We start from the raw sequence: 16639 nt of genomic DNA, 5'->3' as shown, positions 1-16639 counted from the left end.
TTTAATTAATTCTGCTGCTAGTTATGACTTTGTCAATTGTTTTGCAATACTTGTTTGATAAGCTGACCACGCAGGAATAAGAGAGGCCAGAATACCTACCCCTAACGCATAAACAAGTATCCAAAGTTCTCCTTTTAAGAAAATCCAGGCATCTAGCGAGGCAGCAACTCCCTGTTCATTCTGTGAAATAATTACGGCTAAAAAACTATGGCCTAAAAGAATCCCAACTAAAGCTCCAATACTGGTAAGCATGATTCCTTCCAAGAAAATCAAAAATACCAATTGCCCTCTGGAGGCTCCGATTGCTCTAAGTATGGCCAAGTCGTATTTTCTTTCTTTCAAGGAATTATAAAGCGCTATGAAAATTCCTAAGCCCGAAATACCAATTAAGACAAAAGCCAAGCCTTGAAGTAAACTTACACCTATACCCAGCAATTCAAATAACCTAGCCATTTCAAAAGTAGGAGAAGCGGCTTGCATAGAAGTGCCTGAATTGATCATTCTAGGCAATTGAACAGCTGCCATTGGGCTTCTGTATTGAATCAAGAGAGAAGTAACCTCCTTTGCTTCATCTCCTTCAGGAAAGCCGGTTTTAGAAACTTCCTGATGAAGCTGGGCATGATCCTTTTCATCTTCTGACTCAGACTCTTCTTCATGGGTATACCAGACCGTTTCAATGGAGGTCAAAACCAATCTATCGATGACATTTCCACTGGGAGCAAGAATCCCTGTAACTTGATAGTCGTGCTCATGATCATGACTACCAACGCTGATCCCATGGCTGCTCTCAAATGTATCCCCAACTTTGAGACCCTCCCTTAAAGCAACAGTAGCACCTACTACCACCTCATACGGCTGTTCCCAAACTTTTCCTTGATCAAATTGAGCTTCAAACAGGCCGAGATAATCATGATTGGTCCCTACTATTCGATAGCCTTTATAATTGTCTCCAAGGGCAAGGGGGATGATATTTTTAATCAAGCGACTTCTTGATAGCTTTTTAGCTTCTTCCAAAGGAATATTCCCTGTTGGAAAATCTATATGATAAACCCCAGATAAAATGAGCTGAAGTGGACTGCCTTTAGCACCGACCACTAGGTCTATGCCCTCTGCATCCTTGGTCATTTTATTTTCAAACTGGTCCTGAACGAGCAGTAAAACAGTAATAATTGCAAGGCCCAATGCCAATAAAATCACATTCAATCCAGTGGAAGGAGGCCTGAATGTCAAATACTTCCAACTTAATCGAAATAAATTCATGCGCCTTTGACTTCAATAAATTGAGGAATATGATCTTTAACCCGTTGATCGTGAGTCACTATAATTAAAGCTGCTCCTATTTTTTTTGCTTGAGTTTGCAAAAGGTTCAAAACTTTAAAAGTGTTCTCATCATCCAAGCTTGAGGTAGGTTCATCTGCCAAAATCAACTTGGGAGAATTCACCAATGCTCTTGCAATGGAAACTCTTTGTGCTTCTCCCTCGCTCAGGTTTTGAACTCTAGACTTGGATTTTTCTCCAATGCCCAACTCATCCAATAAGCGATTGATTTCCTGCCCCTTTTTCTTGGAAAAATAATGAGCCATTTGAAGGTTTTCCTCCACTGTCAAGGGAGCTAACAAGTGAGGTTTTTGAAATACAATACCGATATTTTTACCTCTAAAAAGATCTAGATTTGAGCCTTCTAGTGAGCTCAGAGCCACGCCATCAATGCTTACACTTCCGCTGTGAGGCTTTAGCAAACCACCCAAAATATTTAGTAAAGTTGTTTTTCCACTTCCTGATTTACCAAGAACCAGGAGAGCTTCATTTGCTTTTAAATGAATGTCAGGAAAAGAAAGAGGAGCTTGGCCCGGATGGGAATATTGAATGTTTTCGGTTGAAATCAACATCTTACTTTACAGGGATTTTCACTTCAAAGGTAGTTCCTTTATTCACCTCGCTAGAAAAATCTATTTCTCCACCCATGACTTCTATACATTTTTTGACAATAGAAAGACCCAAACCTGAGCCCTCCACTATGCCCACGTTCTTTGCTCGGAAAAAACGATCAAACAGCTGGCTTTGTTCTGATTTGGGAATTCCAATTCCATTATCTACCACCGTCCCGTGAAGATGCCCATCTCTATAGTCCAGCTTAAATAGAACTTCGCTTCCATCTTTGGAGTATTTGACAGCATTGGAAAGTAAATTCTCGAAGGTTTGGTATAGAATTTCACTATCCGAAACAATGGTTTTAGGCAGGTCACCCAATTCTGTTTTGATGGTCACATCATTCTCAATACCGGCTTTAACCGTATCCAGCAACTCCTTGACAAAAGCTCCCAGAAACATCTTTTTAGGCTTGAACTCCATTTTGTTCGCATCAGCCTTTCCAAAGAATAGCACACTGGTGAGCAGATTGTTCAAGGCACGAACGGAATTTTCAATTTTCATCGCATGCTTGGCGATTTTTTGCTTGAACGGATGATCTTTTTCAGCATACATCTGTAGCAGCTGAGCAGAGCTCAAAATAGAAGTCAGTGGAGTTTTAAACCCATGAGATACGTTTAAGACAATCCTGGATTTCAATTCATTGATTTCTCTTTCTTTTTCAAGGGCTTTAGTCAACTCTTTATTTGCTTCATAAAGCTCAGCCGTCCGCATCCTTACTTTCTCCTCGAGCTCATTATTCAGCTTTTGTAATTCTTTTTCCTTGCGATCTTTAAAGATTGCCAATTCAATTACCATGTTAAGTTCACGGATATTGAAAGGCTTGATCACATAAGCACTTGGATTCGTACCGACAACTTTATTGAGAGTTTCAGCATCTGAACTGGCGCTGAGGTATACGACCGGTATATCAAATTTTTCATTGATAATCTCTGTGGTAGTGATTCCATCGAGTTCACCTGCAAGATTGATGTCCATCATCACAATATCTGCATGACTTTCATCGAGCAGGTCCAAAGCTTTTTCACCTGTATCTGCTATACCAATAATTTCGTGATTATTTTTCTCCAAAGCCCTTTGCAACAAAAGAGCTGAGACTGAGTCATCTTCAACGATGAGAATTTTAAGGCTAAACATTTAAACTTTGGATCCCGGTTAAGATTAGATTAGGAAAAATACAAAAATTATGATTCTGACAATGGAATTTCAACTATTACTCTCGTCCCTTTATTTTTAGCGCTCTCTAAGTGAATACTTCCTTTCAATAATTCCAAAAGATTTTTGGTAATGGTCATGCCCAAACCTGTTCCCTCAAACTTTCTCTGATTTCCACTACTCTCCTGTTCAAAAGGATCAAAAACCTTTTGTAGGAAATCTTCCTCCATACCAACTCCATTATCCAAGATCTCAATTTTCAGATGATCACCAACATGATCTACAGTCATTTTTACCACACCTGATTCGGTGTATTTCATAGCATTTCCGATCAGGTTATTGATGATCATTTCCAGAAAACGTTTATCCGAGCTTCCTTCTATTCTATCTTTTAGAAATTCAAGTTCTAATTGAAGTCCTTTTCGTTCCGCATGAGAAAAATAGGGTTTCATGATCGCAGATATAAAAGCTTTAACGTCAAAGAAAGAATATGATACCTGCATTTTATTTGCCTCTATCTTCGCCATATCCAAAATCGAGGAAATAGTAGTGAGCAACCTTTCCCCGCTCTGAAGAATCAAATCCAACTCCGAAAGTAATTTAGGGTCTTTGGAGTATTGCATCATGATATGCTCTGTACCTCCCAAAATCACATTTAGTGGGGTTCTGATTTCATGACTCACATTGGACAATAAACTCGTTTTAAATCTATTGGCTTCTTCCGCTTTTTCTTTTGCCTCGGTCAGCTTTTTTTCAATCTGTCTTTCGATTGTCACATCTCTGAAGACCGTCAAAATCAATCGCCCATCCTGAATCTCAGAATTGATTACTTTGGTATAGACCTCCATTTCCAGACTTTGATTACTCCACTTCACCTCCTGCAAGAAGGTCAAACCAATTGTATCCAATTGATCCAATGTTTTATAGAAAGATTTAAAAAACTTGGTGTCTTGAATAATTTCTTGAAGATTTTCTCCCTCTAAATTTTCAGGAGCTTTTTTAACTAAAAATGCGAAGGAAGGATTTGCAGCAACTATTTTTTTCCCATCTATACTCAACAACAAGGCATCTTTGGAGCTATCCCATACATTCTTGAATTGCTCTTCTGCATGCACTTTTTCTTTATCTTTTTTAGACAATACGCTCTCCAAAACCCCCAATTTTCTCAATTGGTCGAAAAATGAATTGATAAAAAACCCTACCCCCACCAGAAACAGAGCAAGCATTATCAAAAACCAGGCTCTCAGATAAAAGGGCCTTAAAACCGTGAAAACTGGTGTAGTGATAGCATCGGAGAAATTGGTCCCTTCATAGGAAGCCTTAATTTCAACCTGATATTCCCCCGCAGGAAGATTGGGCAAGAATATTCTGGAAGATTTAGGATTTTTAAGGATCTCCCAATTTTCATTCAGGCCAATTACTCTATAGTGAACCCATAATTCATCTTCCTCATTGAATCCAATAGCTGAATAATTAATTTCAAGGGTATTTTTCTCATACGGCACCTTTAACTCAGCACCTTCTTCAATCTGATTTCCACCCAAGAAAATGGAATTCAAATGTAATTTGGGTTCCCCCTGTGCAAAAAACTGCTCATCAGGCTTAAAAATGGAAAATCCGTCTAAAGTTCCAATTAGAATCAAACCTCGGTTCCCTTCTATCAACGCCCCTCGGTTGGTCTCATTATCAGCCAATCCATTTTGACTGTTCAAATGCTTGATTTGCAATTGATCTATTTTAAAAATTCCATCATCGGTTCCTAGCCAGATCACTCCTTTTGAGTCTTTCAGAATTGAAAAAACCGCTCGGTTAACAGTGTTGCCATTCACTTCAAAAGGAAGGATTGTATCATTTTTTATGATTTTCAGACCAGTCTCTGTGCCCAACAAAATCCCATTTTCTGTTTCCAGATAATCATATCCCTCGGCAATTAAAAGTCCATTTTCCTGTATGATTCTTCTCTCATTCACGAGCCTGCTTGCTCTGATTATTATTTTTCTTCCGTCTGATAGTTTTCCAGCTTTTCGAAGGTGGTAGAAGCCATTCATGATTTCTTCCAGCTGTGACTTCAGAGAATTTGAATACAAATTCTGAAAATTACCTTTCGTGGAAGCTAAATACACAGACTTTGGAGTGGTGATCATCAAGGAATCACCAAATGCATATATCGAAGAAACTCCCTCTTTTTCGGGATGCGGAAAAATCTGTACGTTTCCCGTCTTCACATTATATTTTCCTACTCCCCGAATATTGGCCGAAAACCAAATTGTATTCTCATCTTGAATAGAAAAATTCACGATTCTACTATTAGGAATCACTCCGGAATTGGAGTCCACATAGATATTTTGGATACCACTTCTTGAAACTTTTTGAATCCCGTTATTAAATCCAATCAGATAAGAATCCTCTCCGGGAATATTAGAAATGGCAGTTACTTCATCACTCAACAAGCCTGAAACCTGCGCATTGTAAGTCTGGAAGGCTAAACTATTGAGATTAACTAAGCCTCTACTCGTTACAATCCACAAAACTCCTTCTCTGTCAATCAAAAAATCATGGATATAAAATACTCTGAAAAGGGGCTCTATGTTAATATCCAAGAATCGCTGGGTACCATAGCTTAGTTTTCTCAGATTTGAATTAAAGAAATAGAAAACGCTCCCTTTGGAAAACTGTAAATCGAAATAATCCCTAAGGAATGTAAAATCTTTTTTAAGGTTAGAATCAATGATTTCAGAAGCATTAAGTTCCGAGTCTCCTTTTGCCAAATAATTACTTCCTAAAAAATAAAATTCTTCTGTTTCAGGAGACTTCTTGACCATCACAGGCGGTGAGGGTAAGATGGAGTTTTCCCAGTTGTATTCATCAAATTTACCATTGACAAATCTTAGGGTGGAGTTTGAAAGAAAAAATATCGGATAGTCTCTACTGCCTCCCAAGTGACCCAATTTTCCCCAGTCTTTGTTTTTCTTATAGAAAACATGAGCTTGTTCTCCTTCCCTCCAAAATATTAACTCATAATTGGTGTCCAGCACATACTCCTTTTCCTTGCCCTTCCCTCTAGTGCTGAAGAAAATATAAAAAACATCATTGTCTCTCAGCTTTTCAGGGAAACTGACTTCTTCCCAACTTCCATAGCCCCCTTTCAAAAATTTACCATAGCCTCGGTCATTGTATAACCAAATCATTCCATCCTCATCTTTATGGATATTGATTTGATAATCAAAAAGTGATTTTAAGCTATCAGGTAGTTCATAGGTTTGAAAGCCATCTGAGAAAAATATACCTCTTGTAGTGGAAAACCATATCCTGCCCAAAGTATCCTGCTCAGCCTGCAAAACCGTTTGTACAGGCAGCTGAACCCCTTTAGGATTAGAATTGAATTTAAATGTTTGTGCCTGGGTGGCTACAGTGATCACTGTAAAGGTGATTAAGAGCAGAAACCTCAGGGTGTTAAGTTTCATAAAGGCTAAATTAGAAAAAGATGCCGTATGTCAAATAAAGTGGATATTGTTGATATATTCTTTTGTCAGCGGTCGGTTTCTCTTATTTTTGTGCCAAACTTTAAAAATCGACGCATGAGTGTACTAGTCAATAAAAATTCCAAGGTAATCGTACAAGGATTCACCGGATCTGAGGGCTCTTTTCACGCACAGCAAATGATCGAGTATGGCACCAATGTAGTTGGTGGCGTAACTCCAGGAAAAGGAGGCTCAACTCATTTGGAAAAGCCAGTGTTTAATTCTGTAGAAGAAGCTGTTCAGAAGACTGGTGCAGATACCTCTATCATTTTTGTTCCACCTGCTTTCGCAGCTGATGCAATTATGGAAGCAGCTGATGCAGGAATCAAAGTAATCATCGCTATCACGGAAGGCATTCCTGTAGCTGATATGATGAAGGCCAAGCCTTATATCAAAGAAAGAGGGGCTATCTTGATCGGACCAAACTGTCCAGGAGTCATCACTCCAGGAGAAGCAAAAGTAGGTATCATGCCTGGCTTCGTGTTCAAGCAAGGTAGAATTGGTATCGTATCTAAATCTGGAACCTTGACCTACGAAGCAGCTGATCAGGTTGCCAAAGCAGGTTTGGGTGTGTCTACTGCTATCGGTATTGGCGGTGACCCAATTATCGGAACCTCTACCAAGCAGGCTGTTCAAATGCTCATGGAAGATCCTGAGACCGATGCTATCGTGATGATTGGAGAAATCGGAGGAAACTACGAAGCAGAAGCTGCGAAGTGGATCAGAGAAACTGGAAACAAAAAACCTGTTGTAGGTTTCATCGCTGGACAGACAGCGCCTCCGGGAAGAAGAATGGGACACGCAGGTGCCATCATTGGAGGAGCAGATGATACAGCTGTAGCCAAAATGAGAATCATGAGAGAAAACGGAATTCACGTAGCAGAATCTCCAGCCGAAATTGGTGCTGTTATGGCCAAAGTTTTGGGCGTGAACGCTTAATAAATTGTTACTATCGGGTGACCGATAAACCATAAATTGAAACCGCTTCGATTGAGCTCGAGGCGGTTTTTTTCTTTATGATAAGGTTTTTGACCTTAGATTAAGATAAACCAATTTAATACTCAATTAAAAATCGCCTTGATAATTGGCCTGATTTGCAATGTTGAATCAAATCTTACTACTTAAAAACATAATTTAACAAGTGATTCAAATGCGAAAAACAAGAATAATAACACTATTTACTTTGTGCTATTTCGCTACCTCCGTTTTTTAAAAAAAACTCCAACCTTAAAAGGAATATTCTATCCTAAAAGTTACTTGCCTTGGTCTTAAAACTCTTGATTCCTCTATAAATATGAAAGAAGAATTAGAAACAGAAGTCAATCGATTTTGGCCCAGAAGGTTTGCACCGATCACACTAAACTCTATTTTTTTTTCGGGCACCTTATAGTTGTATGCAAAATCCAAAAAACTGACTGAGGTATTTGAAGAACCAGAAATTGAGTTTATAGCCAAGGCCTCAAAAGTTAATTTTAGATTTTGATTATCATCAGGAAAAACAAAAATAGAAATTGACGGAGAGGACAAGAACAATGAATTATCAAAAGATTCTTCGGCAATAGATCGGATCGAGGAATAATCATATTTTAGTTCAAAATTCACTTTCCCTACTTTTCTATAAACTGCTTTTAAAAATCCATTCCATCTATAATAGTTTAAAAATTGAAAGGATTCATTAATTGCAAACTCTCTAAAAATCCAATTATAACTAGAGCCGATTGCCATGGTAGTTCTTACAGTGGGGAAATATTTACTGCCATCCCCATTCCAAGAAAATGATTTCTCAATATTATCTCTAGCAATAGCACGTAATCTAACTAAGCCACTATCCTCTACCTCACTTTTCATTAGGGTGTTTCGGCTGTTTAACCCTAATGAAATGGAAGAATTAAGAAATAAAGAATAAAGTGGATCCTTGAAGTTTTGGCTGAATGATAGCTTATTGGATTTTATTAGAGGTACAGGAGCGTCTTTAACTTGTACTGTTTGATAATTCACGAAAATTTGACCTGGATAAAGGTCATATAAACTACCTATTGAAACCTTTCTCGAAATGAAATTTCTAAAACTCAATGAAGGGTTAAAATCAAAATTTAAAAATGCCTCAGGTTCAATAATTACTTGATTAACCTCATCAAGCACTTTATTTTCAAAAACATCTCGCAATTTATAATGTATGTATTTCACAGGAATAATGACTTTAGCCTTGATACTTTCAGTATTTTTCTCAAACGAGACAGAAGTCAATCCTGCAACTTCTTGCAAAGTCAAATTATTTTGAAAAGAAAACCCAAGTAATTCGTCTCCTAAAAAGGAGGCAGATTCTAAACTCGAATTCCTGGCCTTAATACCTACAGCACTAGAAGAACTGAGATTTAAAAACCTTAACCCTTTTAGGGTCAGGCTATTGTTAAAGTCATACAGCAAATATCTAACTTTTTGAAAACTCATACCGCTTTGCATGCTGCTATCCTGCAATATTCCTAAAAAAGGAGGGCTGGTCAATAACTCTGGCGATTGAACCATAAAGAAAGAGGTTGAGTTTATGTCAACAATACCTGATTTTATGTCAATTAACTTTTTGAAAATATTAGAGATTAAAAAATCAGGACTTTTTATTCTTTGATCTAAACTTTGGCTTTGAAAAACCAAGTCACTGATAGATTTTGTGTTGAAGATCCCTATACCAAACTGATTTGAAAAAAAATCCACACTAGAATTTTTTATCATATTTACATTAAGGTTGAAATGGTCTCTCTTTTCCTTAAAAAAACCAGATTCTAAAAAATCTAATCTTCCAGATTCTAAAAAGTAGGATTTACGAACCTGATAAGAGTTATTGAAATCCTCACTGGAAAAATCCAGGGCTGTTTTAATATGAAAATTATCCGATCTTTTCTTGATGGTATTCACTGAGGCTAACGTACTTTTATTAAAAATAAACCTATCACCTGAACCTGAGTCTCTTCTAATACCTGAAGGCCTGAACCACTGATTTTGCAAATTTTCTTTTGATTGAAAAGAATCAGATCCCAGATTTTCTATTTCATCTGATAAAAGTCTGCCTGCATTATTAAATCCTAAACTAACAATTGATTGAAAGTCATTGCTAAAAATCATAGGTGCTACTTTAGCATCCCAAATCCCCGGAAATCCACCCTCAGCATATCCTCTTCCTAGAATCACATTTTTTCGTTTTAACCTGATATTTATGGAGGATTTAGATGAAAACTCCCTTTCTTCGAGCATTTTGATAGGCTGATGGTTTTCTAAAACCTCCACGGATTTTACAGCATCCACTGGCATATTTTGAGTAGCTAGATTATACCTTCCCTCCAGTAAATCCAGTCCTTCGATATAAAATTTTTGAATTGCCTCTCCCTTGTAGTTGATAGTTCCATTGCTGTTAATTTCGATACCAGGTAATCGCTGAAGTACATCAATTAGTGTTTTATCGCTTTGACTTTTAAAAGATTCAATATCATAGGAAAGTGTATCCTTTTTTTGGGAAATCGGACTCTTAATTCCTTCTAGTATAAACTCTTCTATCTCAAGCTCACTCTCTTTTACATCAAGCCGTAAAACCTGAGTTTCATTTGAAATCTTAAGTTCAATATTTTCTATTGTTAAGGATTTGGCAACAAGCCAAATGCTATCCAAGGAAGAATCAATGGTTAAAGAAAAACTACCATCTTCCTGACTTACTGCAAAAGCTAAAATTCCTGAATCTTTTTTTGATTGAAGGAGAATATTGACACCTTTTAAAAGTTGAGGTTTGGTGGGGTTTTGAATTTTGCCAGAAACAAAAGTTTGACCATGGCCTTCAAAGCTTGCTAAATAGAAGAAAAAAAAACAATAAATGACTAATCTCACAGACATCAATCAATCACTCTTTCAAGACGGTTATTGAAGGACTTAAGTTTTCTTTGTACCTCAGCTGCATCACTTGGAGAAACTCTACTTGCATCAAGTTCGCTCATTTGGCTGAATGGATTTTCCCTGTACTCATCTTCCAACTTAAAGTATTGGGCTCTTCCTATCTTTTTGGCATTTTTTGGATATAAGGTTTCAAATTCAATGGTCCTTTTTTCAATGCCTACCAATTTAAAGATGTATTCACAATCTGAATCATATAACTCCAAAATCAAACCAGGCAATCCCCCAAAAATATAAGGCCCATCATTAAATGGGATTTCCGGTGTAAACCAAGCGAAAAACTTCCTACCAGAGTAATCCAGAAGTGCAAGGTTGCAGGTATAACCAAAAATATCCTTGGTATCCTCTTTTATTACCCAATTTAAGTTGGCAATTGACTCTGAAAAATAATAATCAGTCTTGAACAGCTTCCTGTATTGGAGAATTTTCTGGTCATTACTAGATTTTAAAATTTTATATGTGTTTTTCGCCGTTGGAAACTGACCCATTTGTTGTAACATCTGGTTGATATCTACACTTCCGGCTTGTTTACCGAGTTTATCAATTTGCGAAGCTATATTTAAATAACTGTGATAAACTGAATCTCTTAAATATCCATTATAACTTTGAAACAAGCTTTTATTAGAGTTAACCCATAAGACCATCAGTTCTTTTTCTTTCTGAGTTAAGTCAGACTTGTCTCTCGCGTATTCCATTTCATATAAAAAAGCAAAATTCATCTTTTGCCCAACAGCTTGAGTTTGGAGAAAAAGTGAAATAGACAAAATAAGCCATGAATGAACAATAGACTGTTTAAATGCTTTTATCATTTTCTTAAAATTAAATTTATCAAATAGTTTGACCGGAGAGAATATTCTCCCCGGTCATTCCTCTTTTTAAGGATTCCCACAATAAAAGTTCTCCCAATGGGCAGCATCTTGTACTCTTTCTCTTTCAGAAAAACCACAAGCCACTGCATTCCGTCCGCAAGTTGTTCTGAATTCAGTACAACTAAACTCAGGGTAAGAATCTCCTGGCACAGATTCCTGTGCGATTACTTGAAATATTGATATAAAAAATATCAATAATCTATAAATAATAGTTTTTTTCATAAAAATAAATTTTAAATGTTATTTGATTAATACTTACTGGAAAAATAGTTAAAACTAAAAAAAAAAATAAGTGTCAGATATTTTTTTGAAATTTCTAAAATATTTTTCGTTCAAAGACAACCCAATCAAAGTTATACTAACCTCCAAAATTCTCTCATCTAATTCCTTACCTTTGCCGCTTCAATTTCTTGCCTTATGATTTCAGTAGACAATGTGACCGTTCTGCATGGCGGCACGGCGCTTTTCAGTAATATCTCCTTTGCCATCAATGAGAATGATAAAATTGCCTTGATGGGAAAAAACGGAGCAGGTAAATCCACTTTGCTCAAAATTATAGCTGGTCAAAGCAAACCTACTTCAGGTGCTGTATCAGCCCCAAAAGGGTATGTGGTCGCTTATCTACCCCAACACCTTTTAACGAGCGATGACTGTTCTGTCATGGATGAAACTGCCAAGGCTTTTGCTAGCTACTTGGACATGAAGGCTGAAATCGAAAGAATCAACGAGGAGCTGACTGTAAGAACAGACTACGAATCCGAAGAATATTATAAGCTGATTGAGCAGGTTTCTGAATTAAGCGAAAAATTCTACGCAATCGAAGAAGTCAATTATGAAGCAGAAGTAGAGAAGGTCCTTTTAGGCCTAGGATTCGAACGGGATGATTTGCAAAGATCCACTTCTGAATTCTCGGGTGGATGGAGAATGCGAATCGAACTGGCGAAAATCCTTTTACAGAAACCGGACCTTATTCTATTGGATGAGCCCACCAACCACCTGGATATCGAATCCATTCAATGGCTAGAGGAATTTTTGATTTCTAAGGCCAAGGCTGTGGTGGTGATCTCCCACGATAGAGCTTTTGTAGATAATATTACGACCAGAACCATTGAGGTGACCATGGGTCGTATTTATGACTACAAGGCCAAATATTCTCACTACCTAGAATTGAGAAAAGAGCGTAGAGAGCAGCAGCAAAAACATTACGAAGAGCAGCAGAAATTTATCGCAGAAACTACCCAGTTCATCGAACGTTTCAAAGGCACTTATTCCAAGACCCTGCAAGTTCAATCCCGTGTGAAAATGCTGGAAAAACTGGAACTCGTGGAAGTGGATGAAGTAGACACTTCTGCTTTAAAGCTTCGCTTTCCTCCTTCTCCAAGATCTGGAAAATATCCAGTCATTGTGGATGAAATGAGCAAATCATATGGCGATCATGTGGTTTTCAAGGATGCTTCCATGACCATTGAACAAGGACAGAAAGTAGCTTTTGTTGGAAAGAACGGAGAAGGTAAATCAACCATGATCAAAGCCATTATGGGAGAAATTGACTTTGAAGGAAAATGCGAACTGGGACACAATGCCCTGATTGGATACTTTGCACAAAATCAGGCATCCCTTTTGGATGAAGGTCTAACCATCTTCGAAACAATCGACCAGATTGCAGTAGGTGAAATCCGAACCAAGATCAAGGACTTATTAGGCGCTTTCATGTTCAAAGGAGATGATATCAACAAAAAGGTAAAAGTCCTTTCTGGTGGGGAAAAGACCCGATTGGCCATGATCAAACTATTATTGGAACCGGTCAACCTATTGATTCTCGATGAACCAACCAATCACTTGGATATGAAAACCAAAGACATCATCAAGGATGCATTGAAAGCATTTGACGGTACATTGGTGGTGGTTTCACACGACCGTGATTTCTTGGATGGCTTGGTAACCAAAGTATTTGAATTTGGAAATAAAAGAGTGAAAGAACACTTTGAGGATATCAATGGATTCTTGAGAAATAAAAAAATGGAAAATCTCAGAGAGGTAGAAAGATAAAAAAATCCCGAGTTTCAGCTCGGGATTTTCTTTTCTATTTCATTGGAGAAAAAGGCAAGGTTTTTAAAAAAACCGCATCCACTCTTTCCACTATTTTGCCATTCTTTTCTGAGGCTTCTTTTGCCTTAATCCATGCCGGATCTTTTGCAAAATCAGCAAAGGATTTTTCATAAGTCGCCTGATTTGAGTGTCCCAAGAGATAGACCAGTTTAGGCTGATTGCCTCCCTTCTCAACTGTCAAGAAATACGGATAATTTTTTAAACCTTGCTTTTCAAATAAAGCTTGGGTGTGATTTCTAAATCTGGACTGGATATCGCTGATCTTTCCATCAAAACAATGATAAATTCTCAGCTGAAATATCCCACTTGGAGCAGGCAAAGGACCTTCATTCAGACCCGGCGCAAGTACCATAAAAGTTTCCTGAATGTCTTTTACCAAAATCCCGTCTTTGATTGATTCCTGATAGGCTGCCTGCCATTCCTCATCAGCGGAAAATTTTTGCCATAATAAATCTCTGGATTTTGCATCCGGATAGCCTATGATGTAGTAAAGCTTATTTTCACTTTCGTCCACCGGAAGAAAGTAGGCTATATTTTCCATCCCTAAGCGCTCAAAAATCTTCATGGTATGATTTTGAAAACGCTTAATTAAATCGGGCATTTTCCCTTCATGAGCTGTATAAACACGCAATTCAAAATAATTAGACTTGATATTTTGCAATTGCTGACCGAAAACCTGAACTGAAAGAAATGCAAGCAGGATAACTGTAAATAGTTTTTTCATGAAATTGAATAGGTTATTGAGGGTTGATTGAGTCTAAAATACCTCAAAAAAAGAAGAATTCCCGCCATCGGCAATAAAAAAGCCTGATTCAAAACTGAAATCAGGCTTCAAAGGAAATTATATATGCATTTACATCAATCTCTTGATCGTCCATACAATGATGGCAAATAAGAAGATGATGATGGAAATCTTGTTAATTCCATGCATCATTCTCAGATTGAAATTTGATTTTTGATTAGGATCTGGTTTTTGAAAAACCCGGATAAAGTAATTCCCCACCTCACCCAACTTAAAGAACTCTTTTACTTTATTTTTTTCAGACATAGTCTTGTGATTTTTACTGTTAACACGCTGATGGGAAGATAAGTTTACCCAAATGCCAGTATCTTTATTTGCTTTTCTAACAGGAAATCAGATGGTTTCAGGCTCAATCCATTGCCCGTCTTCACGAATGATTTCTATAAGTTCATCCACAGCTTTTTCTGATGGAACAGATCGCTTGACCACTTCTTTTCCTTTATACAAAGTAATCTTCCCTTTTCCTGAACCTACATACCCATAATCTGCATCAGCCATTTCTCCAGGACCATTTACGATACAGCCCATGATTCCGATTTTAACACCTTTGAGATGATCTGTTCGCTTCCGAATCATAGCCGTCGTTTCCTGAAGATCAAATAGCGTTCGACCGCAGGAAGGACAAGAAATATATTCAGTCTTAGACATTCGGGTTCTGGCAGCTTGTAAGACTCCAAAAGAAACTGAATTATGTAGCTTAATTTGCTCCAGCATTTCATGTCTCTCATGAGCTGCTTCCTTTTCCAAGGAAATCATAATCCCATCTCCCAATCCATCTACCAACAAACCTCCTACATCAGTGGCGGCGTAAAGCATGGTTTTATCAGCTGACTGATCTGGGTAGCTAACCTTTACTACCACAGGAATAGTACAATTTACTTTCAAAAGTTTTACAAAAGCCGCTCTCAATGCCGGCATGGCATGAGTGTTATTGGTCTTTAAAATAACCACCCAATTGGTTTGGTTTTGTAAAAATGGAATAGCTTCCTCCACCTCTGTATCCAGCAATTCGAGAAAATTCAATGCTTCATGAAAAACACTGGCACTCTGAACATTCCCCCAAGTAAATAGCGGAAACTTATTTTTCTGATCAGGAGCTTCATCCCAAACTTCGAAGTTTTGGATTTCCTTCATTCCATTAGGAAGCATAAAAGGAATGGAATTGGAACCGGAATAGACGAAGTCACATCCCTGATCATTCATTTTCCACTTATCTAATTCAGGCAGATAAAAGTGACCAACTGCCTTCATTTCCTTTTCAGTAATCTTTTCTATTCTTGAAATATCTGTGATTACTCTCGGCACATTATGATCTCCAAAGTTGTAAACCTCCGCGCTACTTCTTTTGGTATACTCGAATGGATTGATTGGATAATCTTGAATCACATCTATCTCCTGATGTCTGGATCTATTGGTATAACGATCTACCAAAGCTTTGGCTACCGGAGCTTCAAATTCCGGATCTTCTGTCAATGAAACCCGTACTGTGTCACCTAACCCGTCTTCAAGCAAGGCTCCAATTCCAACAGCTGACTTGATTCTTCCATCTTCGGCTTCTCCAGCTTCAGTTACTCCTAGGTGTAAGGGATAAGGCTTAAATCCACCTTCTTCCAACTTTTGAACCAAAAGACGATATGCCTGCACCATCACCTGCGTATTGGATGATTTCATGGATATGACGATATCATGATAATTTTCATCCTCACAGATTCTTAAAAATTCCAAGGCTGATTCTACCATGCCTAAGGGAGTATCTCCATATCTGCTCATGATCCGGTCAGAGAGAGATCCATGATTGGTTCCAATTCTCATAGCAGTTCCATGTTCTTTGCAGATTTTCACCAAAGGCAAAAAGCGTTCACGGATTCTATCTAGCTCTTCCTGGTAACTTTCGTCAGTATATTCTATGACCTCAAACTTTTTCTTATCGGCATAATTGCCCGGATTGATCCGTACTTTTTCGACGATTTTTGCTGCTATTTCGGCTGCGTTTGGAGTAAAATGAATATCAGCTACCAAGGGTGTCTGATAACCTCTCTTTCTGAGTTCATTTTTTATCTTTCGAAGATTTTCAGCCTCTTTGATGCTGGGAGCCGTGATTCTGATCAGTTGGCATCCTGACTCAATCATACGTATGCATTGCTCAACAGACCCTTGAGTATCCATGGTATCTACCGTGGTCATGGACTGTACCACTATTGGGTTGTCCCCACCTATGTATACATCCCCAACTTTGACAGGAATGGTTTTTCTACGTGAATAGGAAGTAAGACTATTACAGTACAATAAATCGCTAGACTTAATTAATGGCTCCATAT

At 37.8% G+C, this 16639-nt stretch carries 12 protein-coding genes; 2 read left to right on the top strand and 10 right to left on the bottom strand.

Translation table 11 applies throughout. The features are described from left to right. Positions 1 to 21 precede the first annotated feature (21 nt). From BM073_RS14615 to BM073_RS14600, 4 genes are read right to left on the bottom strand one after another with little or no spacing between them, the layout of a single operon-like run. Complete coding sequence (locus tag BM073_RS14615; protein ID WP_091655070.1) at positions 22 to 1260, bottom strand: ABC transporter permease; 1239 nt, start codon at positions 1258 to 1260, stop codon at positions 22 to 24. Continuing rightward, positions 1257 to 1889, bottom strand: a complete 633-nt coding sequence (locus BM073_RS14610; protein WP_091655069.1) for an ABC transporter ATP-binding protein — start codon at positions 1887 to 1889, stop codon at positions 1257 to 1259. The genes BM073_RS14615 and BM073_RS14610 overlap by 4 nt, the downstream gene beginning before the upstream one ends. Before the next feature lies 1 nt (position 1890). After that, entirely contained in the window at positions 1891 to 3066 is a 1176-nt protein-coding gene (locus tag BM073_RS14605; protein ID WP_091655068.1) for a hybrid sensor histidine kinase/response regulator, read from the bottom strand. Between the two features lie 47 nt (positions 3067 to 3113). Then, entirely contained in the window at positions 3114 to 6548 is a 3435-nt protein-coding gene (locus BM073_RS14600; RefSeq protein WP_091655067.1) for a sensor histidine kinase, read from the bottom strand. Positions 6549 to 6662: 114 nt separating this feature from the next. On the opposite strand from BM073_RS14600, the gene sucD reads away from it, so the two are divergent. After that, positions 6663 to 7544, top strand: coding sequence for a succinate--CoA ligase subunit alpha (gene sucD, locus BM073_RS14595; RefSeq protein ID WP_091655066.1), 882 nt, complete (start codon positions 6663 to 6665; stop codon positions 7542 to 7544). 288 nt (positions 7545 to 7832) lie between these two features. On the opposite strand, the gene BM073_RS14590 is transcribed toward sucD, so the two are convergent. From BM073_RS14590 to BM073_RS14580, 3 genes are all read right to left on the bottom strand, one after another. Further along, positions 7833 to 9725, bottom strand: coding sequence for a hypothetical protein (locus BM073_RS14590; protein WP_139217503.1), 1893 nt, complete (start codon positions 9723 to 9725; stop codon positions 7833 to 7835). A 758-nt stretch (positions 9726 to 10483) separates the two neighbouring features. Continuing rightward, positions 10484 to 11350, bottom strand: a complete 867-nt coding sequence (locus BM073_RS14585; protein WP_091655064.1) for a GLPGLI family protein — start codon at positions 11348 to 11350, stop codon at positions 10484 to 10486. Between the two features lie 66 nt (positions 11351 to 11416). Next, complete coding sequence (locus tag BM073_RS14580) at positions 11417 to 11632, bottom strand: hypothetical protein (protein WP_091655063.1); 216 nt, start codon at positions 11630 to 11632, stop codon at positions 11417 to 11419. A 195-nt stretch (positions 11633 to 11827) separates the two neighbouring features. On the opposite strand from BM073_RS14580, the gene BM073_RS14575 reads away from it, so the two are divergent. Then, on the top strand, positions 11828 to 13459 hold the full coding sequence (locus tag BM073_RS14575) for an ABC-F family ATP-binding cassette domain-containing protein (RefSeq protein WP_091655062.1): 1632 nt from the start codon (positions 11828 to 11830) through the stop codon (positions 13457 to 13459). Between the two features lie 34 nt (positions 13460 to 13493). Here BM073_RS14575 and BM073_RS14570 read toward each other — a convergent pair whose 3' ends face one another. The 3 genes from BM073_RS14570 to ispG all read right to left on the bottom strand — a co-directional run bounded on the left by BM073_RS14570 (position 13494) and on the right by ispG (position 16637). Further along, a complete protein-coding gene (locus tag BM073_RS14570; protein WP_091655061.1) occupies positions 13494 to 14243 on the bottom strand; it encodes an NIPSNAP family protein in 750 nt (249 codons plus the stop codon). A 129-nt stretch (positions 14244 to 14372) separates the two neighbouring features. Further along, complete coding sequence (locus BM073_RS14565) at positions 14373 to 14567, bottom strand: DUF6728 family protein (RefSeq protein WP_091655060.1); 195 nt, start codon at positions 14565 to 14567, stop codon at positions 14373 to 14375. 87 nt (positions 14568 to 14654) lie between these two features. Continuing rightward, positions 14655 to 16637, bottom strand: a complete 1983-nt coding sequence (ispG, locus tag BM073_RS14560; protein WP_091655059.1) for a (E)-4-hydroxy-3-methylbut-2-enyl-diphosphate synthase — start codon at positions 16635 to 16637, stop codon at positions 14655 to 14657. Positions 16638 to 16639: the final 2 nt, after the last annotated feature.

It is taken from the genome of Algoriphagus ornithinivorans, assembly GCF_900115305.1.
GTDB lineage: Bacteria > Bacteroidota > Bacteroidia > Cytophagales > Cyclobacteriaceae > Algoriphagus > Algoriphagus ornithinivorans.
Note: the sequence above shows the minus strand (reverse complement) of the source record. Positions and strands in the feature narration are given on the sequence as shown.